This is a genomic window from Bradyrhizobium sp. CCBAU 11361 (genome assembly GCF_028128935.1).
GTDB classification, from domain to species: Bacteria; Pseudomonadota; Alphaproteobacteria; order Rhizobiales; family Xanthobacteraceae; genus Bradyrhizobium; species Bradyrhizobium niftali.
On record NZ_LBJZ01000196.1, the window covers coordinates 224,949 to 244,589 of the forward strand.

Consider the following 19,641-nt stretch of genomic DNA (forward strand, 5'->3'; position numbering starts at 1 on the left):
TGCCCGGTCAGCGGAGAAAAACCCGTGAAGCGGACTTATCAACCCAGCAAACTGGTGCGCAAGCGCCGTCACGGTTTCCGTGCCCGTCTCGCCACTGCCGGCGGCCGCAAGGTTCTCGCCGCCCGCCGCGCCCGCGGCCGCAAGCGTCTGAGCGCCTGAGCCAGACCCCCTTTTTGGGATTTCATCATGGATCGGCTGAGGCAGCGGGCGGATTTCCTCGCCGTTGCCAATGGCGCGCGGGTGAATAGTCCCGCGTTCGTCCTGCAAAGCCGCCCTCGCGACGACGGCGGCCCGATCCGAGTAGGCTTCACCGTCACCAAAAAGAACGGCAACGCCCCCGAGCGCAATCGCATCCGGCGCCGGCTTCGCGAACTGGTGAAGCGGCTCGATCCGGTGTCAATGCAGCCCCATCATGACTATGTACTGGTCGGCCGAAGGGACGCGCTCTCGCGTCCCTTCGCCACCATGCTCGACGATCTGCGCATAGCGTTCTCGAAGCCCGCGCGGCATACGGCCAAGGGATCTCACACGGGATCTCACAAGGGACAGTCAAAGGGACGCGGCCCAAGAACCGAGTGCATTGGGCCCGGCACCGCTCCTGCTGCCAGCCGCAAACCGGATTGATGACGAGACATTAGATGATGACCGACAATCGCAATACCATCCTCGCCGTCATTCTATCGGGCCTCGTGCTGATCGCCTGGCAGTATTTCTACAACGTGCCGGCGATGGAGAAGCAGCGCGCCCAGCAGCAGGCGCAGGCCGAGCTCCAGAAGACCACGCCGCAGCCGACGGCCTCCGCAACGCCGGGCGCCACACCGCAATCCGGCGGCGCGCAGCCGTCGACGCCGGCAGCGAACCAGCAGGCCCAGCCGGTCGTCGCCCGCGACACCGCGATTGCGGCCAGCCCGCGCGTGAAGATCGACACGCCGCGGATCGCCGGCAGCATCTCGCTGAAGGGCGGCCGCATCGACGATCTCGCGCTGGTGCAGTATCGCGAAACGGTCGATCCGAAGTCGCCGCCGATCATCCTGTATTCGCCCTCGGGCACCGCGGAGCCCTATTACGCCGAGTTCGGCTGGGTGCCCGCGACGGGCGTGACGGCCAAACTGCCGGACGCGCAGACCGCCTGGCAGCAGGACGGCAGCGGCAGCCTGACGCCGACGACGCCGGCGGTGCTGAAATGGGACAACGGCGAGGGCCTCACCTTCCGCCGCACCATCTCGGTCGACGACCACTATCTCTTCACCATCAAGGACGAGGTGAGCAATGTCGGCAACGCGCCGGTCACGCTCTATCCGTTCGCGCTGATCTCGCGCCACGGCACCCCGCAGGTCTCCGGCTACTACATCCTGCATGAAGGCCTGATCGGCTATCTCGATGGCCTGCAGGAATACGCCTACAAGAAGATCGACGAAGCCAAGTCGGTGAACTTCAAGGCCACCAATGGCTGGCTCGGCATGACCGACAAGTACTGGGCCTCGGCGCTGCTGCCGGACACCAGCGCCCAGCTTCAGGCGCGCTTCTCGTCGAACCCGAGCGGCAACGTCCACACCTACCAGACCGACTATCTGCTCGATCCCGTCACCGTCGCGATCGGCGGCAGTGCGACGGCGAATGCGCGGCTGTTTGCCGGCGCCAAGGAAGCCGGCGTCGTCGGCATCAACTTCCCGCTCGCCGGCCACGGCGGCTACAACAAGGAACTCAGCCTCAACCATTTCGACCTGTTGATCGACTGGGGCTGGTTCTATTTCATCACCAAGCCGATGTTCCTCGGCCTCGACTTCTTCTACCGCTTCTTCGGCAATTTCGGCATCTCGATCCTGCTCGTGACCGTGATCGTGAAGCTGTTGTTCTTCCCGCTGGCGAACAAGTCCTATGCCTCGATGGCGAAGATGAAGTCGATCCAGCCGCAGCTTCAGGCGCTGAAAGAGCGCTACCCCGATGACAAGGTGAAGCAGCAGCAGGAGATGATGGAGATCTACCGCAAGGAGAAGATCAATCCAGTCGCCGGCTGTCTTCCCGTCGTGATCCAGATCCCGGTGTTCTTCTCGCTCTACAAGGTGCTGTTCGTCACCATCGAGATGCGGCACGCGCCGTTCTACGGCTGGATCAAGGACCTCTCCGCGCCAGACCCGACCAATCTGTTCAACCTGTTCGGGCTGATCCCGCTCGATCCGACCACGATTCCGGTGTTCGGCCACTACCTCGCGCTCGGCATCTGGCCGATCATCATGGGCATCACGATGTGGTTCCAGATGAAGCTGAACCCGACGCCGCCGGATCCGACCCAGCAGATGATCTTCAACTGGATGCCGCTGATCTTCACCTTCATGCTGGCGGGCTTCCCGGCGGGCCTCGTGATCTACTGGGCCTGGAACAACACGCTCTCGGTGCTCCAGCAGAGCTTCATCATGCGCCGCAACGGCGTGAAGGTGGAGTTGCTCGACAACATTCGAAGTTTGTTCAAAAAAAAAGTGACGACTGAGGCGACGTAGCCTCCGACACTGCCAGGCAAACTGCCTCCACATCGTCATGCCCGGGCTTGTCCCGGGCATCCACGTTTAGGAGGGCGCCCCGCAGACAGGCGTGGATGGCCGGGACATTTGGTCGGGAAGGACGCGCTTCGCGCTTTTGCCCGGCCATAATCATAATTAGGAGTGGATCTTCGCATGACCGACGACAAAGATGCGAAGCTGATCGAGGCCGGGCGAAAGCTGTTCGCGCGCGACTGGCAGTTCATCTGGGCCTCGCCCTCGATCCAGACGCTTCCGCCGATGGACGGGCTGGAGATCGCCTTTGCCGGCCGCTCCAATGTCGGCAAGTCGAGCCTGATCAACGCGCTCACCGGCCGCAACGCGCTGGCGCGCACCTCGCACACGCCGGGTCGCACCCAAGAGCTGATCTTCTTCGAGGTCCCCGGGAAAACCGACCTGCGCCTCGTCGACATGCCCGGCTATGGCTACGCCAAGGCACCGAAGAGCCAGGTCGCGTCCTGGACCGAGCTCATTCACAAATTCCTGCTGGGCCGCGCCAGCCTCGCGCGCGTCTATGTGCTGATCGACGCGCGGCACGGCCTGAAGGACGTCGATCTCGAGATCCTTGGGACGCTCGACCGCTCCGCCGTGAGCTATCAGATCGTGCTGACCAAGGCCGACCAGGTGAAGCCCACCGAGCTTGCCTCGCGCATTGTCGAGACCGAGGCCGCGCTGGCCAAGCATCCGGCCGCGTTCCCGAACGTGCTCGCGACCTCGTCGCGGAGCGCGACGGGCATGGCCGAGCTGCGCGCCGCGATGGCGAAGCTGCTGGAAGAGCGGAGCACGTGATGGCGGTGCACCGCCTGTTGATTGGGCTTGCCGGTTTGATGGGCGCCGCCGGCGTCGCGCTGGCCGCCGCCTCCACCCATGGCGGCGACGCGAGCCGGCTTGCGTCGGCCAGCGCCATGCTGCTGTTTCATGCGACTGCCATACTTGCGGCGGTCGCGTTGCTCGCGCGCGGCCTTCTGCATGGCGGAATTGGCCTCATTGCCGCGACCGGCTTCGTAGGCGGCGCCGCGCTGTTCGCGGGCGATCTCACCTTGCGGCAATATGCCGGGCACTCGCTGTTTCCCTATGCCGCGCCGACCGGCGGAACGGTGATGATCGCGAGCTGGCTGGCGGTGACGCTGGCGGCGGTGGTGGCCAAGCGCTGACCCGTAGCCCGGATGGAGCGCAGCGTAATCCGGGGCCTGCGTCTGCGGCACGAACCCGGATTACGCTTCGCTCCATCCGGGCTACATGTCAGGCATACTTTGCGCTGCCCCCGCCAATCGGATAGAACGCGGCCCGACAGTCCCGCCAGCGAGATCCGCCTCATGACCGACATCTCCCCGCTCGACCAGGCCCGCATCCTGTCCGAAGCGCTGCCGCACATGCAGCAGTATGACGAGGAAACCATCGTCATCAAATATGGCGGCCATGCCATGGGCGACGAGGAGACCGCGAAGAACTTTGCCCGCGACATCGTGCTGCTGGAGCAGACCGCGATCAACCCGGTGGTCGTGCATGGCGGCGGGCCGCAGATCGCGACCATGCTCAAGCGCCTCGGCATCCAGTCGGAGTTCGCAGCAGGCCTGCGCATCACCGATGCGGCGACCATCGAGATCGTCGAGATGGTGCTGGCCGGCTCCGTCAACAAGCAGATCGTCGGCTACATCAACGAAGCCGGCGGAAAGGCCGTGGGACTCTCGGGCAAGGACGCCAACATGGTGAAGGCGTCGAAGACGACGCGCACCATCGTCGATCCGGGCTCGAACATCGAGAAGGCGATTGATCTCGGCTTCGTCGGCGACCCCGAGAAGGTCGACCTCACGCTGCTCAACCAGCTGATCGGCTACGAGCTGATCCCGGTGCTGGCGCCGCTCGCGACCTCCAAGGAAGGCCAGACGCTGAACGTCAACGCCGACACCTTTGCCGGTGCGGTCGCCGGCGCGCTGAAGGCAAAGCGCCTGCTGCTGCTCACCGACGTGCCCGGCGTGCTCGACAAGTCCAAGAAGCTGATTCCGCAGCTTTCGGTGAAGGACGCGCGAAAACTGATCGCCGACGGCACCATTTCCGGCGGCATGATTCCCAAGGTCGAGACCTGCATCTACGCGCTCGAACAGGGCGTGGAGGGCGTCGTCATCATCGACGGCAAGATGCAGCACGCGGTGCTGCTCGAGCTGTTCACCAACCAGGGCACGGGGACGCTGATCCACAAGTGATGGGCGAACGCGAGCAGCGGAAGAAGGTCGTCATGCCCGGGCAACCGCGCGAAGCGCGTCTTCGCTCAAATGACCCGGGCATCCACGGCTCTCGCCTCGCAGAGTCATTCCGGGGCGCCCGCAGGGCGAACCCGGAATCTCGAGATTCCGGGTTCGATGCTTCGCATCGCCCCGGAATGACAGGGGCGAGACCGCATCGCCGCTCCCCCCTCACCCGCTTCCTGATGACGCTGCCCGCCGCGGCCGTCTCGTTCCTGTTCTCCTCGGCCCCTGCCTTCGCCGACCTCAAGATCTGCAACCGCATGTCCTATGTCGTCGAGGCCGCGATCGGCATCGACGACAAGGCGGCGACCGCGACGCGCGGCTGGTTCCGGATCGATCCCGCCACCTGCCGCGTGGTGGTGCAGGGCACGCTGACCGCCGACCGCATCCTGCTCAATGCCCGCGCGCTCGGCGTCTATGGCGCCTCACCGATCCCGCAGAACGGCAGCGACATGCTGTGCGTCGCTCAGGACAATTTCGTCATTGCGGCTGCACGGCAATGCCGCAGCGGCCAGACCCAGGCCGCCTTCACGCAAGTGACGCCGACGCGGGGCGACGACGGCAATCTGGTGACGTATCTCGCCGAGGATTCCGAATATGACGACGAGCAGGCGCGCCTCGCCGGCATCCAGCGGCTGCTGGTGATCATCGGTTATGACGTCGGCGCGATCGACGGTGTCGACGGACCGAAGACGCAAGCAGCGCTCGCTGCGTTCCTGAAGAGCCGCGGGCTCGCGTCCGACGCCGTGTCGTCGCCGAACTTCTTCAAGACCATGGTCGATGCGACGCAGACGCCGTCGCCGAGCGGCCTGATCTGGTGCAACGACACCCCGCACAAGGTGATGGCGGCGATCGCCACCGACGACGGCAAGTCGGTGACGAGCCGCGGGTGGTACCGCATCGACCCCGGCAAATGCCTGCACCCCGACGTGAGCGGCCAGCCGAAGCAGATCTTCAGCTTCGCGGAAGCCGTCGATGCCGACAACCGCGCCATCAAGCTGAAGGACAAGCCGCTGAACTGGGGCGGCGACCGGCAGCTCTGCACGCGCGAGACCAAGTTCGAGACCGTTGAGCAGACCGATTGCGGCGCGCGCGGGTTTGCCGCGATGGGTTTTGGCGCGGTCGACATGTCGAGCGGCGGCAGGACGCTGCGGTTTGCGATGCCGTGAGTATGACGACGCCACAAACACCGGTGTCGTCCCGGCGAAGGCCGGGACCCATAACCACAAGAGCAAGTTGTCGCGCGAAGCTGCCAACTCCGAGTCTTCGCAAAACCACTCCCTGGGGGTATGGGTCCCGGCCTTCGCCGGGACGACAGCGGATAATGGGCGGCGTTTGCCGTGTAGCAGATAGAGAATTGAGATGAACCCACCCCGCACCTTTGCCCATGTCGATACCTGGGTATTCGACCTCGACAACACGCTGTATCCGCATCACGTCAATCTGTGGCAGCAGGTCGATGCGCGGATCGGGGAGTTCGTCTGCAACTGGCTGAACGTTACGCCCGCGGAAGCGCGCAATATCCAGAAGGACTATTACCGGCGCTTCGGCACCACCATGCGCGGCATGATGACCCTGCATGGCGTGCACGCCGACGACTATCTCGCCTACGTCCACAAGATCGACCACTCGCCGCTGGAGCCGAATCCGGCGCTCGGTGCAGCCATCGCAAAACTGCCGGGGCGCAAGCTGATCCTGACCAACGGCTCGGTCGACCATGTCGAGGCGGTGCTGGCGCGGCTCGGCCTCGCCGCGCATTTCGACGGCGTGTTCGACATCATCGCGGCCGGCTTCGAGCCCAAGCCGGCGGCGCAGACCTACCGGAAATTCCTCGGCGACCATGCGGTCGATCCGACCCGGGCCGCAATGTTCGAGGACCTCGCCCGCAACCTCACCGTTCCCCACGAGCTCGGCATGACCACGGTGCTGGTGGTGCCCGACGGCACCAAGGAAGTGGTGCGCGAGGACTGGGAGCTGGAGGGCCGCGATGCCGCCCATGTGGACCATGTCACGGACGATCTGGCGGGGTTTTTGGCGGGGCTGTCGCCTCCCAGGTAGCTGTCATACCCCGCGAAAGCGGGGTATCCAGTAATCACTGCTGTCTCGATTCATCACGACCGCCGCGGCGTACTGGATCACCCGCTTTCGCGGGTGATGACAGCGAACCTAGCTTGACTCTCCCCCGCCAAATCCCGAAAAAGCGCCCAATCCATCAAAATTCCCATTCCCTAGAGGAAATCCCGATGTCCCTGTCCGCCCTCGAATCCACCATCAACAGCGCCTTCGACGCGCGTGACGGCATCTCGACCTCGACCAAGGGCGAGGTGCGCGAGGCCGTGGACCAGGTGCTGGAGACTCTGGACAAGGGCGAGGCGCGCGTTGCCGAGCGCGGTGCCGACGGCAAGTGGAAGGTCAATCAGTGGCTGAAGAAGGCCGTGCTGCTGTCCTTCCGCCTCAACGACATGGGCGTCATTCCCGGCGGTCCCGGCAAGGCGACCTGGTGGGACAAGGTGCCCTCGAAGTTCGAAGGCTGGGGCGAGAACCGTTTTCGCGATGCCGGTTTTCGCGCAGTGCCGGGCGCCGTCGTCCGCCGCTCGGCCTTCATCGCCAAGAACGTCGTGTTGATGCCGTCCTTCGTCAATCTCGGCGCCTATGTCGATGAGAGCACCATGGTCGACACCTGGGCCACCGTCGGCTCCTGCGCGCAGATCGGCAAGCGCGTGCACATCTCCGGCGGCGCCGGCATCGGCGGCGTGCTCGAGCCGCTCCAGGCCGAGCCCGTGATCATCGAGGACGATTGCTTCATCGGCGCGCGCTCCGAGGTCGCCGAAGGCGTGATCGTGCGCAAGGGCGCGGTGCTGGCCATGGGCGTGTTCCTGGGCGCCTCGACCAAGATCGTCGACCGCGAGACCGGCGAGGTCTTCATCGGCGAAGTGCCCGAATATTCGGTGGTGGTGCCCGGCGCGCTGCCCGGCAGGCCGATGAAGAACGGCCATATCGGCCCGAGCACCGCCTGCGCGGTGATCGTCAAGCGCGTCGACGAGCGCACGCGGTCCAAGACCAGCATCAACGAGCTGCTGCGGGATTGATAAGCGCACACGGCCTCTGCATCGTCGTCCCGGCGAAGGCCGGGACCCATTACCCCAGGCAGAGGTTTGACGAAGACCCGTCGTTCGGTACGGCTATCTTCCTCCTTCGATAGATCACGCGGTATGGGTCCCGGCTTTCGCCGGGACGACACCGCAGATCGAACCCACCCTCCCTCCATCGCGACCAATCACCAGGCGGCCACTACCGCCTGGAACCTTTGCCATGGACTGGACCTGGTACCTCCTCCGCTTCGACGGCCGCATCAACCGCGCTCTGCTGTGGCAGGCGCTGCTGATCGTCGCGCTGCTGGCGGCCCTGCTCGGCGTGATCGGTCAGGTGATCCATCTCATCGACGCCGAGGGGGCATTGAAGTTATCGCTGAAGCTCGATTTCGACTTCGGCCTCGACGACCTCTTCAAGCTGGTCGATCCCCGGGCCTATCGCTCGCTTTCGTCCCTTGATCGCACGAACCTGATCCTGAAGGCGTTCGGCTTGTCGCTGTTCCTCTGGATCTATCTCGCGACTGCGATCAAGCGGCTGCATGATCGCGACAGGCGCGGCTGGTGGCTCGTTCTGTTCTTCTTCCTGCCAGGCCTATACAGCCAGTTCTCGGACCTGCTGCCGAACTCCACCTGGATGCTTCCGTTCTGGCTGGTCGCATCCATCCTGTGGCTGTGGGGCTTGTCGAGATGTTCATTATGCCCGGCAGCGTCGGCGATAACCGGTTCGGTTCTGATCCATTGGCCAAGACCGAGGACGGCCCTTCCCCTGCGAAAAGCTGGGACCAGCAGAGCGAGATCGAATTTGTCCCGCCCAGCGCTAGCCCACCCGGCGGCATGCATGTTAAGCGGGGCGCATGACCGATGCTCTCTCCATTGCCCGCGATCTCATTCGCTGCCCCTCGGTAACCCCGGCCGATGCCGGCGCGCTCGGGGTGCTTGAAAACGCCCTCAACGCAGCCGGCTTCACCTGTCACCGCGTGACGTTCAGCGAGCCCGGCATCGCCGATGTCGACAATCTCTATGCGCGGATCGGCAGCGAAGGGCCGCACATCACCTTCGCCGGCCATACCGACGTGGTGCCGCCCGGCGACGAGAGCGCGTGGAGCGTCGGCGCGTTCTCCGGCGAGGTGAAGGACGGCTTCCTGCACGGCCGTGGCGCGGTCGACATGAAGGGCGGCATCGCCTGCTCGGTCGCCGCGGTGCTGGAGCATCTCGCCGCCAATGGCGGCAAGCCGCGCGCCGACGGCACGGGTTCGATCTCGTTCCTGATCACCGGCGACGAGGAAGACGTCTCCATCAACGGCACCATCAAGCTGTTGAAATGGGCCGCCGAGCGCGGCGAAAAATTCGATCATTGCGTGCTGGGCGAGCCCTCCAATGTCGAGTCGCTCGGCGACACCATCAAGGTCGGCCGCCGCGGCTCGCAATCCGGTACGCTGTATGTCGACGGCGTGCAGGGCCATGTCGCCTATCCGCACCGCGCCTCCAATCCGGTGCCGGACATTTCGCGGTTGATCGTCGCCATCTCCGACGAGCCGCTCGACCATGGCAGCGCGCAATTCCAGGCCTCCAATCTCGAGTTCACCTCGGTCGACGTCGGCAACAAGGCCAACAACGTCATCCCCGGCGAGGCCCGCGCCAAATTCAACATCCGCTACAACGACAACCACACCCAGGCATCCTTGCGCGAGCTGGTCGAGACGCGGCTGACAAAAGCCTGCGGCAACCGCATCCGCGCCCGCATCGTCTGGGAGCCGTCGAACTCCAACGTGTTCGTCACCAAGCCCGGCCCGTTCACCGATCTCGCGGTGTCGGCGATCGAAGAGGTGACGGGCCGCAAGCCGGAGCTGTCGACCTCCGGCGGCACCTCGGACGCACGCTTCATCTCCAGCTATTGCCCCGTGATCGAGTTCGGCCTGGTCGGCCAGACCATGCACCAGGTCAACGAGCGCGTGCCGGTGGTGGACCTGGAGAAGCTGACGAAGGTGTATCGGGGGATTTTGGCGCGGTATTTTGGGTAGGTCCAACTATCGCCAAGTCCTCCGCTGTCATCGCCCGCGAAGGCGGGCGATCCAGTATTCCAGAGACAGCAGATTGAGCCGAGAGGCTGCGGCGTACTGGATGCCCCGCCTTCGCGGGGCATGACACCGATGATGGGGCGAGAGAATGCGCTCTCTGCCCCCTCCCGCCCTAATAATCCACCTTCACCAGATACAGCCCGTCCGGCGGGGCGACGATGCCGCAGGCGGCGCGGTTGCGGGCTTTGAGCGCGGCGGAGAGATCGTCGGCGCTCCAGCGTCCCTCGCCGACCCAGACCAGCGATCCCACCATCGAACGCACCTGGCTGTGCAGGAACGAGCGCGCCGAGGTAACGATGGTGATCTCGCGCCCGTCGCGCATCACGTCGAGCTGGTCGAGCGTCTTCTCCGGCGACTTGGCCTGGCACTCGGTGTCGCGAAAGGTCGTAAAATCGTGCTTGCCGAGCAGGCGTTGCGCGGCCGCATGCATCGCATCACTGTCGAGCCGGCGCGGCACGCGCCAGGCGTGGCCGACGTCGAGCGCAAGATTGGCGCGGGTGTTGACGATGCGGTAGCGATAGTGGCGCTTCACGGCGGAGAAGCGCGCCTCGAAGGTATCAGGCACGATCTCGGCCTCGAGCACCGCAATCGGATGCGGGCGCAGATGCGCGTTGAGCCCGTCGCGAAAGCGGCCCGGCGGAAACTGCTTCTCGATGTCGACATGCGCGACCTGGCCGCGCGCATGCACGCCGGCATCGGTGCGGCCGGCGCCATGCACCCGCAGATCCGCGCCGGTCATCGCCTTCACCGCCGCTTCCAATGCGCCCTGCACCGACGGCAGCGTGTCCTGCACCTGCCAGCCGAAGAACGGCGCGCCGTCATATTCGATGATGAGCTTGTAGCGGGGCATCGTTTCCAATTCTGCCGTCATCGCCCGGCTTGACCGGGCGATCCAGTACGCCGCGGCCCCTCCGTTCAACCGAGAAGCCTCGGCGTACTGGATACCCCGCCTTCGCGGGGTATGACAGTGTCAGGTGAATTTCGCGCCCGCCTTCATCGGTACCCCGCGCAGGAAGTCGACCGCCTGCATCCGCGCCTTGCCTTCGCGCTGCAGCTCGATGATGCGGATTGCGCCCTCGCCGCAGGCGATGGTGAGCTGGTCGTCGAGCACCTCGCCCGGCGCGCCCGAGCTCTTGGCGAGTTCGCAGCGCAGGATTTTTACGCGCGCATTCTCGCTGACGCCTGCGAGCTCGGCCCAGGCGCCGGGGAACGGCGACAGGCCGTGGATGTGGCGCAGCACGGTGTGCGCCGGCTTGCTCCAGTCGATGCGCGCCTCGGCCTTGTCGATCTTGGCCGCATAGGTGACGCCGTCCTCGCTCTGCTTCTTGAGCTGGAGCCCGCCGCGGCCGAGCGCGGCCATGGCGCGCACCATCAGGTCGGCGCCGAGCCGGGAAAGGCGATCGTGCAGGTCGGCCGCGGTCATGGTGTCCGTGATCGCCAGCCGCTCGGCCATGGCGACGTCGCCGGTGTCGAGGCCGACGTCCATCTTCATCACCATGACGCCGCTCTCGGCATCGCCAGCCATGATGGCGCGGTTGATGGGCGCGGCACCGCGCCAGCGCGGCAGCAGCGAAGCGTGCAGATTGTAGCAGCCGAGCTTTGGCGCATCGAGAATGGCCTGCGGCAGGATCATGCCGTAGGCGACGACCACGGCGGCGTCGGCGTCAAAGGCGCGAAACTGCTCCAGCGCTTCCTCCGTCTTCAGCGTCTTCGGCGTCAGCACGGGCACGCCGAGTTTTCGCGCGGCTTCCTCCACCGGCGTCGGCTGCAATTGCAGGCCGCGCCGCCCGCCCGGCTTCGGCGCGCGCGTATAGACAGCCACGATCTCATGGCCATGCGCGACGAGCTCGAGCAGCGTCGGCACGGAGAAATCGGGCGTGCCCATGAAGATCAGGCGGAGGGGCATCAACAGAACTCGCTGCGTTCCCTCCCCCCTTGCGGGGGAGGGCTAGGGAGGGGGGTGCCACACGGCGCGCTCTGTCGGCGTAAGCGCGGACTAGTTCTTGGCCCCGGTTAGACTTTTTCCTGGGCTACCCCTCTCCCCCACCCTCCCCCGCAATGGGGGAGGGAGCGCAGAGGCGTTCGCGGCGGCACCAGTCGCTTACAACTTACTTACTCCGCGCGCTTGGCGGCTTTCTCGAACTTCTTGATCACGCGGTCGCGCTTGAGCTTCGACAGATAGTCGACGAACAAGACGCCGTTGAGATGGTCGATCTCGTGCTGGATGCAGGTGGCGTAGAGGCCTTCGGCGTCCTCCTCGTGCACCTTGCCGTCGAGATCGGTGAAGCGCACGCGGACCTTCGCGGGACGTTCGACCTCCTCGTAATATTCGGGGATCGACAGGCAGCCTTCCTCGTAGACCGACAGCTCCTCGGACGAGGCGATGACTTCCGGATTGATGAAGACGCGCGGCTCCGGCTTGGTCTCGCCGTTCTCGTCGCGCTTGGCGAGGTCCATGGTGATCAGCCGCAACGGCTGCGCGATCTGGATCGCCGCGAGGCCAATGCCGGGCGCGTCGTACATGGTCTCGAACATGTCGTCGGCAAGCTTGCGGATCTCCGTCGTGACCTTCTCGATCGGCTTGGAGACCAGACGCAGCTGCTTGTCGGGCAGGATGATGATTTCTCTGAGGGCCATGGCGGCGATTTAAGCCGGGCGCCGGACGCGGTCAATGCGGCCAGGAACCCCGTTAACTCTCCGCTAACCATAAAACTTCAGATTTCGTTAACCATAAAAATTAACGGGGCATTTACCGAAAGTGTTCGCTATTCGTTCGTGCGGCCAGCCGAATCGGCTAGAAGGGCAGGCATGAACGAGATCATTTTCGTGGCCGGCGACTGGCCGGTGCGCACGATCGACGCGCTGATCGGCTTCGGTGTCCTGGTCCTAATCCTGCTGGTTGTGATCGCCGTGGTGATTGCACGCTCGGGGCGGCGCGGGGCGGAACTCGCGATGGCGAATGCGATCCGCGCCGACGAGCTCGAGGAGCGCATCAGCCAGATGCTGCATGCCCAGAGCGAAGCTGCCGGCCGTGCCGACGCCATGACCCAGGCGCTGGCCGGCCGCCAGGCCGAGATGGCGCGCGCGGTCAATGAGCGGCTGGATTCGGTCACCCATCGCGTCGGCCAGTCCATGGAGCACTCGACCCGCAACACCATGGAGAGCCTGCACGCCCTGCACGAGCGGCTCGGCATCATCGACAACGCGCACAAGAATCTCACCGACCTCACCACGCAGGTGACGACCTTGCGCGACGTGCTTGCCAACAAGCAGTCGCGCGGCGCCTTCGGCCAGGCGCGGATGGAGGCGATCGTCCAGGACGGCTTGCCGAAGGGCGCCTACGAGTTCCAGTTCACGCTTTCGACCGGCAAGCGGCCGGACTGCGTCGTGTTCCTGCCCGACCAGCGCCCGCTCTGCATCGACGCAAAGTTTCCGCTGGAGGCGATGACCGCGCTGCACGATGCCCGCACCGACGAGGAGAAGCGGATCGCCACGCAGCGGCTGCGCGGCGACGTGATGAAGCATGTCAGCGACATCGCGGAAAAATATCTCGTCACCGGCGAGACCCAGGAGATGGCGCTGATGTTCGTGCCGTCGGAATCGGTCTATGCCGAGATCCATGATGGTTTCGACGACGTGATCCAGAAGGCCTATCGCGCCCGAATCGTGCTGGTGTCGCCCTCGCTGCTGATGCTCGCGATCCAGGTGATGCAGCAGATCATGAAGGACGCGCGCATGCGCGATGCCGCCGACCAGATCCGCACCGAGGTCATCAAGCTCGGCGACGATCTCGGCCGCCTGCGCGACCGCGTGCTGAAGCTGCAGAAGCATTTTGCCGACGCCAACGAGGACGTCCGCCAGGTGCTGATCTCCGCCGACAAGATCGAGAAGCGCGCCGGGCGAATCGAGGAGCTCGATTTCAGCAAGGCCGATGCGCCGGCGGAGGGCCCGCACCTGGTGGCAACCGGCGCGCCCGAACTGTTCCCGAGGAAGCTCCAGGCGGGGGAGTGATTCTCTCCTGAGATCCGGTACGCTGACGCCACAATTTCGCTGTCGTCGCCCGGCTTGACCGGGCGACCCAGTATCCCAGAGGCGGCAGATGGGCGGACGCTGCTGCTACGTGTACATCCTCGCCAGCAAGATCGGCGGAACGCTCTACATTGGCGTGACGAATGATCTCATCCGCCGCGTGGCCGAACACAAATTGCAGTTGGTCGAGAGCTTCACGAGGGAATACGGCGTGGTGAAGCTAGTCTATTTCGAGCAATTCGATGACCCCGAGAATGCGATCAAACGGGAGAAGCGGCTCAAGAAGTGGAAGCGCGCCTGGAAGGTCCGCTTGATCGAGCAGCACAACCCGAATTGGGATGATCTCTATCCCGGGATAGCCGGACCACCATGACACTGTCGACGCTGTCATACCCCGCGAAGGCGGGGTATCCAGTACGCTGCGGCGGGTGTGATTGAATCGAGACGCTGGCGGTTACTGGATCGTCCGCCTTCGCGGACGATGACAGCGGAGAGGGCGACGACAGCTCCCTTGTGGCCCCCAGAATCTGCTAACACCTCCCCATGACCGCCCCCGACGCGACCTCCCCCGCCGCGACTTCCGCCCCGGCCGCCTCCTGGCGTGACAGCCTTGCCGTGTACCTGCAACCGCGGGTGCTGATCGTGCTGTTCCTCGGCTTCTCGTCCGGGCTGCCGCTGGCGCTGTCGGGCTCAACGCTGCTGGTGTGGATGCGCGAGGCCGGGGTCGATCTCGGAACCATCGGGCTGTTTGCGCTGGTCGGCACGCCCTACACGCTGAAATTCCTGTGGGCGCCGCTGGTGGACGCGCTGCACGTGCCGCTGTTCACGCGCGCGTTCGGACGGCGGCGCGGCTGGCTGCTGTTCTCGCAGCTGCTGCTGATCGTCGCCATCCTGCTGCTGGCGCTGACCGATCCCGCACGCTCACCGTTCTACGTCGCGCTCGGCGCGCTGCTGGTGGCAACGACGTCCTCGACGCAGGACATCGTGGTCGACGCCTTCCGCGTCGAGAGTCTGCCGGAGAGCGAGCAGGCCGCCGGCATGGCGTCCTATGTCGCGGCCTATCGCATCGGCATGCTGGTCTCGACCGCGGGCGCGCTGTTCATCGTCTCCGGGTTCGAGAGCACCGGCATTCCGCGCACATCGGCCTGGATGTGGGGCTATGTGGTGATGGCGGCGATGGTGCTGATCGGCACGATCACGGCGCTGGCCGCGACCGAGCCCGAGCAGTCGGTGCGGGCGGAAGCCGCGACGCAGGCCGAGACGGCGTTCGCGCGCGTGCTGCACGCGGCGATCGGCGCCTTCTCGGAATTCCTGGCGCGCAAGGACGCGCTCGCAGTCCTCGCCTTCGTCGTGCTGTTCAAGTTCACCGACGCCTTTTCCGGCACCATGACGGCGCCGTTCGTGATCGACCTCGGCTTCTCCCGCAACGACTATGCGGCGATCGTGAAGGGCGTCGGCCTCGCCGCCACGCTGATCGGCGGCTTTGCCGGCGGCTTCGTCGCGCGGCGCTATTCACTGGCGACGAGCCTGTGGATCGGCGGCGTGGTGCAGGCGCTCGCCAACCTGTCGTTCTCCTGGCTGGCCTTCGTCGGCACCAGCCAATGGGCGCTCGCCTTCGCCATCACCTGCGAAAACTTCACCAGCGCCATCGGCACCGTGATCTTCGTCGCCTATCTCTCCGCGCTGTGCCAGAACCCGCTGCACACGGCGACCCAATACGCGCTGCTGACCGCGCTCGCCGCGGTGGGACGCACCTATCTCTCGTCGGTTGCGGGCTATGTCGCCAAGGCCACCGGCTGGCCGCTGTTCTTCGTGATCTGCGTGCTGGTGGCGATCCCGAGCCTGGTCCTGCTGACATGGTTGCAGAAGCGCGGGCATTTCGAAGAGCTGGGGCCGATAAGGGTGTGACGCAGCGCTCGCCGTCATGCCCCGCGAAGGCGGGGCATCCAGTATTCCAGAGACGGCTTTGATTGACCGAGAAGCCGCGGCGTACTGGATCGCCCGCTTTCGCGGGCGATGACACCGGAATCGTGGAGAAGGTGCCGCGCCGCCCCTACTGCTTCTTGATGATGCTCCATTTCGTGACCACGGCTTCGCTCATCTGGCCAGGATCGCTGGCGCAGGCGACTTCGTCGACCTTGACCGAGATCTCCTTGCCGACGAACGATTTCAGCTGCGTCGCCTGCGCGTCGCTGGAGGTGACGAGCTGGAAGGTCTCGGGACCGGTCTCGAGATTGCACAGCCCGTTCGGCGCCGGCAGGCGGCGCGGCTCGGAGGTGATCTGATACATCGCGATCCGCTTGCCGGCGTTCTTGACGTCGCGCACCTTCATCGCGTTCAGCTCGCCCGAGAGCACGTCGCCGGTGTTGATCGGCTTGCCAGGCTTGGGCGGCGGCGGCGCCGCGTCGTCCTGCTGCGCGGAGATGGCCGGCGTCACCAGCAGCATCATCGTCGCGACCAAAGCCAATCGAGTGGCGAAGAGTTTCGTCATGTCGTCCGTTCCGTAGGGTCTGTAGGATAGCTAGAACAGGGTTCGCTGCCGCATCGCGGCCGATAGCGTACCTTCATCGAGATAATCAAGCTCGCCGCCGACCGGCACACCATGGGCGAGACGCGTTACTTTTACGTTGGCGTCCTGAAGCAGGTCGGTGATGTAGTGCGCCGTGGTCTGGCCGTCCACCGTCGCGTTCAGCGCCAGGATGATCTCGTGCACCTCGGCAGCATGCGCGCGCGCAACCAGCGCGTCGATGGTCAGGTCCTGCGGACCGACGCCGTCGAGCGGCGACAATGTCGCACCGAGCACATGATAGCGCCCTTGAGTCGCATTGGCCCGCTCCAGCGCCCAGAGGTCGGCGACGTCGGCGACGACCACGATGATCGAAGGATCGCGCTTCGGATCGGTGCAGACGGTGCAGGGATTTTGCGTGTCGATGTTGCCGCAGGTCTTGCAGACCTGAACCTTGTCGAGCGCGACCTGGAGGGCCGAGGACAGCGGCATCATCAGCGCTTCGCGCTTCTTGATCAGATGCAGCGCGGCGCGCCGCGCCGAGCGCGGACCGAGGCCCGGCAGCCGTGCGAGAAGCTGCACCAGCCGCTCGATTTCAGGACCTGCAACCGCGCCCATGTTACTGGCCGAACAGCCCCGGCGGCAGGCCGAGCCCGCCGGTGAGCGATTGCATCTTCTCCTGCACGGCGGCCTCCGCCTTGCGGCGGGCGTCACCGAGCGCGGTCACGAGCAGGTCCTCAAGCACCTCCCGCTCTTCTGCCTTCATCAGCGAGGGATCGATCTTCACGCCCTTGACGTCCATCTTCGCGGTCATGCGCACCGCGACGAGGCCGCCGCCGGAGATGCCTTCGACCTCCACATTGCCGAGCGCGTCCTGCATCTCCTGCATCTTGGATTGCAGCTGCGCCGCCTGCTTCATCATGCCGAGAAAATCAGCCATAGGTCGGGTGTCCTTGGAAAGATAGGCTCAGAGATCGTCGTCACCGTCGGAACCGTCGGGCGGATCGTCACTGCCATAGTCCGCGTTAATATTGGATTCCGGCGTCTCGGGCGCAAGCCTGCGGACCTCGACGACCTTCGATCCAGGGAAGCGCGACAGCACCTCCTGCACGCGCGGATCGGCCTCCGCGGTACGCGCATGCTCCTGCTTGGCGGCCTGGTTCACCGAACGCAATGTCGGCTGGCCCTGCTCGTTGGAGACGATCACGGTCCAGCGGCGGCCGGTCCAGAGCTCGAACTTGCGCGCGAGCTCGGTGATCATGGTCTTGGAGGCGTTGGGCTCGAGCGCGACTTCCAGCCGGCCCTCCTCGAAACGGACGAGACGCATGTCGGCTTCGAGCGCGCTCTTGGTCATGAGGTCGCGCTTCTGGCCCGCGAGCGCGACGAGCTGGGTGAAGCTGGTGACACGCAGCTGGGGTGCTGCGGCTTGCGGATCGGGCGCTGGTGCCGCCATCTGCGGCCGGGCGCCACCGCCGAATGATGACGGCGAACTCGGCGCGCGCATGGGCGCCGCCTGGGCAACAGGCGCTGCGGAAGCCATCGGCGCGGCCGGCGCACTGCGTGCCGCGCTGCCGCCGCTCACGACCGGCGAGCCACCGCCGTTCTGCTCCAGCATCCTGATCGCCTCGTCCGGCGTCGGCAGGTCGGCGACATAGGCGATGCGCACCAGCACCATCTCGGCGGCCGCGGCCGGCCGCGTCGCGGCCTGCACCTCGGTGATGCCCTTGAGCAGCATCTGCCACATCCGCGACAGCACGCGCATGGAGATTTTCGAAGCGAAATCCCGCGCGCGCACCCGCTCGGTCTCGCCATAGGCGACGTTGTCGGCGGTCGCCGGCACGATCTTCACGCGGGTGACGAAATTGACGAACTCGGCAAGGTCCGAGAGCACGACGATCGGATCGGCGCCGACGTCGTACTGGTCGCGGAACTCCTTGAAGGCGGCCGCGATGTCGCCGCGTGCCAGCGAATCGAACAGGTCGATCACACGCGTCCGATCGGCAAGGCCCAGCATCTGCCTGACGGCATCGGCTTTCACCGTGCCTGCCGCATGCGCGATCGCCTGGTCGAGCAGCGACAGCGAATCGCGCACGGAGCCTTCCGCGGCGCGCGCGATGATGCCGAGCGCCTCGGGCTCGATCTCGACGCTTTCCTTCGCCGCGATGCTGGCAAGGTGTTTCATCAGCACGTCGGCCTCGACCCGGCGCAGGTCGAAGCGCTGGCAGCGCGACAGCACCGTGACGGGAACCTTGCGGATCTCTGTCGTCGCGAACACGAACTTGGCGTGCTCCGGCGGTTCCTCCAGCGTCTTCAGGAAGGCGTTGAACGCCGCCGTCGACAGCATGTGGACTTCGTCGATGATGTAGACCTTGTAGCGGGCGCTGGCTGGCGCGTAGCGCACGCTGTCATTGATTTGGCGGACGTCGTCGACGCCGGTATGCGAGGCCGCGTCCATCTCCAGCACGTCCATGTGCCGGCTTTCCATGATCGCCTGGCAATGCACGCCGAGTGTCGGCATGTGGATGGTCGGGCCCTTCACCGAGCCATCCGGCATCTCGTAGTTGAGTGCACGGGCCAGGATGCGCGCAGTGGTGGTCTTGCCGACGCCGCGGACGCCGGTGAGGATCCAGGCCTGCGGGATGCGCCCGGTCTCGAACGCGTTGGAGACGGTGCGGACCACGGCCTCCTGGCCGATCAGATCGTCGAAAGAGGAGGGGCGGTATTTGCGCGCCAGCACCCGGTAGGGCGTGCCAGCCTGGCTGGCGCTATTGGAATTGGGAGGGGCGCCAGCGTCGGTCATCGGTCGATCCGCAATGAAATCTCTCTCGGCCGGCTCTTGCGGAAAGGAGCGCGCTGGCGGGAAGCCCGCCGGCGCAATTCGCTCGAAGAAACAGGTAGGAGACTGACGAGCGACCCGATCCGGACCTCGTTAGGGCTGCTTCCTTCCGGACCTGACCCGGTTGGCGAGTGGCTCGTCCACCGCCAATCTCCCGGTCCCTATTTGGGGCCAAAAGGTCGGGAAAGCAAGCGGGTATCGGCTTGAACAGGTTGGGTTTGCCCAGCATCCGGGCAATTCCCGGTCTGCCCAGCCGACAGGCTGTGCTTTCGCTGCCGGGACCACCTTGCTAAGAACGCTTGGCGGAACTCCATCCA

21 protein-coding genes and 1 other RNA gene are annotated in these 19,641 nt (G+C 65.3%); 14 read left to right on the forward strand and 8 right to left on the reverse strand.

The window, feature by feature from the left end:
- Positions 1–24 precede the first annotated feature (24 nt).
- From rpmH to dapE, 11 genes are all read left to right on the forward strand, one after another.
- Positions 25–159, forward strand: a complete 135-nt coding sequence (rpmH, locus tag XI08_RS37835) for a 50S ribosomal protein L34 (RefSeq protein WP_008542748.1) — start codon at positions 25–27, stop codon at positions 157–159.
- 27 nt (positions 160–186) lie between these two features.
- The gene (gene rnpA / locus XI08_RS37840; protein WP_092187202.1) at positions 187–624 is read left to right on the forward strand and encodes a ribonuclease P protein component; all 438 of its coding nucleotides are present in this window, start codon (positions 187–189) and stop codon (positions 622–624) included.
- Positions 625–641: 17 nt separating this feature from the next.
- Entirely contained in the window at positions 642–2,498 is a 1,857-nt protein-coding gene (gene yidC / locus XI08_RS37845) for a membrane protein insertase YidC (protein WP_271578363.1), read from the forward strand.
- A gap of 174 nt (positions 2,499–2,672) precedes the next feature.
- Positions 2,673–3,326, forward strand: a complete 654-nt coding sequence (gene yihA, locus XI08_RS37850) for a ribosome biogenesis GTP-binding protein YihA/YsxC (protein WP_271578322.1) — start codon at positions 2,673–2,675, stop codon at positions 3,324–3,326.
- Positions 3,326–3,691: a DUF423 domain-containing protein gene (locus XI08_RS37855; RefSeq protein ID WP_271578323.1), complete on the forward strand. Its 366-nt coding sequence runs from the start codon at positions 3,326–3,328 to the stop codon at positions 3,689–3,691. The genes yihA and XI08_RS37855 overlap by 1 nt, the downstream gene beginning before the upstream one ends.
- A gap of 162 nt (positions 3,692–3,853) precedes the next feature.
- Positions 3,854–4,741 (forward strand): acetylglutamate kinase, encoded by an 888-nt coding sequence (gene argB, locus XI08_RS37860; RefSeq protein ID WP_011090823.1) that lies wholly within the window; start codon positions 3,854–3,856, stop codon positions 4,739–4,741.
- Positions 4,742–4,965: 224 nt separating this feature from the next.
- Positions 4,966–5,952 carry a DUF1036 domain-containing protein gene (locus tag XI08_RS37865; protein ID WP_271578364.1) on the forward strand — a complete coding sequence of 329 codons (987 nt, stop codon included), beginning with the start codon at positions 4,966–4,968 and terminating at the stop codon, positions 5,950–5,952.
- Positions 5,953–6,145: 193 nt separating this feature from the next.
- A complete protein-coding gene (locus tag XI08_RS37870) occupies positions 6,146–6,841 on the forward strand; it encodes a pyrimidine 5'-nucleotidase (RefSeq protein ID WP_271578324.1) in 696 nt (231 codons plus the stop codon).
- Between the two features lie 185 nt (positions 6,842–7,026).
- Positions 7,027–7,872: a 2,3,4,5-tetrahydropyridine-2,6-dicarboxylate N-succinyltransferase gene (gene dapD, locus XI08_RS37875; protein WP_092187195.1), complete on the forward strand. Its 846-nt coding sequence runs from the start codon at positions 7,027–7,029 to the stop codon at positions 7,870–7,872.
- A 223-nt stretch (positions 7,873–8,095) separates the two neighbouring features.
- The gene (locus XI08_RS37880) at positions 8,096–8,815 is read left to right on the forward strand and encodes a DUF805 domain-containing protein (RefSeq protein ID WP_271578325.1); all 720 of its coding nucleotides are present in this window, start codon (positions 8,096–8,098) and stop codon (positions 8,813–8,815) included.
- A complete protein-coding gene (dapE, locus tag XI08_RS37885) occupies positions 8,730–9,896 on the forward strand; it encodes a succinyl-diaminopimelate desuccinylase (protein ID WP_271578326.1) in 1,167 nt (388 codons plus the stop codon). The genes XI08_RS37880 and dapE overlap by 86 nt, the downstream gene beginning before the upstream one ends.
- Before the next feature lie 169 nt (positions 9,897–10,065).
- Here dapE and truA read toward each other — a convergent pair whose 3' ends face one another.
- From truA to def, 3 genes are all read right to left on the reverse strand, one after another.
- A complete protein-coding gene (truA, locus tag XI08_RS37890; protein WP_271578327.1) occupies positions 10,066–10,803 on the reverse strand; it encodes a tRNA pseudouridine(38-40) synthase TruA in 738 nt (245 codons plus the stop codon).
- A 120-nt stretch (positions 10,804–10,923) separates the two neighbouring features.
- Positions 10,924–11,859 carry a methionyl-tRNA formyltransferase gene (gene fmt / locus XI08_RS37895; RefSeq protein WP_271578328.1) on the reverse strand — a complete coding sequence of 312 codons (936 nt, stop codon included), beginning with the start codon at positions 11,857–11,859 and terminating at the stop codon, positions 10,924–10,926.
- Positions 11,860–12,065: 206 nt separating this feature from the next.
- Positions 12,066–12,590 carry a peptide deformylase gene (def, locus tag XI08_RS37900; protein WP_027547474.1) on the reverse strand — a complete coding sequence of 175 codons (525 nt, stop codon included), beginning with the start codon at positions 12,588–12,590 and terminating at the stop codon, positions 12,066–12,068.
- A gap of 171 nt (positions 12,591–12,761) precedes the next feature.
- Between def and XI08_RS37905 the strand changes: the two genes are divergently transcribed.
- From XI08_RS37905 to XI08_RS37915, 3 genes are all read left to right on the forward strand, one after another.
- On the forward strand, positions 12,762–13,964 hold the full coding sequence (locus tag XI08_RS37905) for a DNA recombination protein RmuC (RefSeq protein ID WP_271578329.1): 1,203 nt from the start codon (positions 12,762–12,764) through the stop codon (positions 13,962–13,964).
- An 88-nt stretch (positions 13,965–14,052) separates the two neighbouring features.
- Positions 14,053–14,355, forward strand: coding sequence for a GIY-YIG nuclease family protein (locus XI08_RS37910; protein WP_271578330.1), 303 nt, complete (start codon positions 14,053–14,055; stop codon positions 14,353–14,355).
- A 170-nt stretch (positions 14,356–14,525) separates the two neighbouring features.
- The gene (locus XI08_RS37915; RefSeq protein ID WP_271578331.1) at positions 14,526–15,890 is read left to right on the forward strand and encodes an AmpG family muropeptide MFS transporter; all 1,365 of its coding nucleotides are present in this window, start codon (positions 14,526–14,528) and stop codon (positions 15,888–15,890) included.
- 145 nt (positions 15,891–16,035) lie between these two features.
- Here the strand turns inward: XI08_RS37915 and XI08_RS37920 are convergent, their stop codons facing one another.
- The 5 genes from XI08_RS37920 to ffs all read right to left on the reverse strand — a co-directional run bounded on the left by XI08_RS37920 (position 16,036) and on the right by ffs (position 19,479).
- Complete coding sequence (locus XI08_RS37920; RefSeq protein ID WP_027547478.1) at positions 16,036–16,473, reverse strand: hypothetical protein; 438 nt, start codon at positions 16,471–16,473, stop codon at positions 16,036–16,038.
- 30 nt (positions 16,474–16,503) lie between these two features.
- The gene (gene recR, locus XI08_RS37925; protein WP_025032504.1) at positions 16,504–17,106 is read right to left on the reverse strand and encodes a recombination mediator RecR; all 603 of its coding nucleotides are present in this window, start codon (positions 17,104–17,106) and stop codon (positions 16,504–16,506) included.
- A 1-nt stretch (position 17,107) separates the two neighbouring features.
- Positions 17,108–17,428 (reverse strand): YbaB/EbfC family nucleoid-associated protein, encoded by a 321-nt coding sequence (locus XI08_RS37930; RefSeq protein ID WP_092187187.1) that lies wholly within the window; start codon positions 17,426–17,428, stop codon positions 17,108–17,110.
- A 27-nt stretch (positions 17,429–17,455) separates the two neighbouring features.
- Positions 17,456–19,288, reverse strand: coding sequence for a DNA polymerase III subunit gamma/tau (locus tag XI08_RS37935; RefSeq protein ID WP_271578332.1), 1,833 nt, complete (start codon positions 19,286–19,288; stop codon positions 17,456–17,458).
- A gap of 94 nt (positions 19,289–19,382) precedes the next feature.
- Positions 19,383–19,479: signal recognition particle sRNA small type (ffs, locus tag XI08_RS37940), an RNA gene on the reverse strand.
- Positions 19,480–19,641 lie beyond the last annotated feature (162 nt).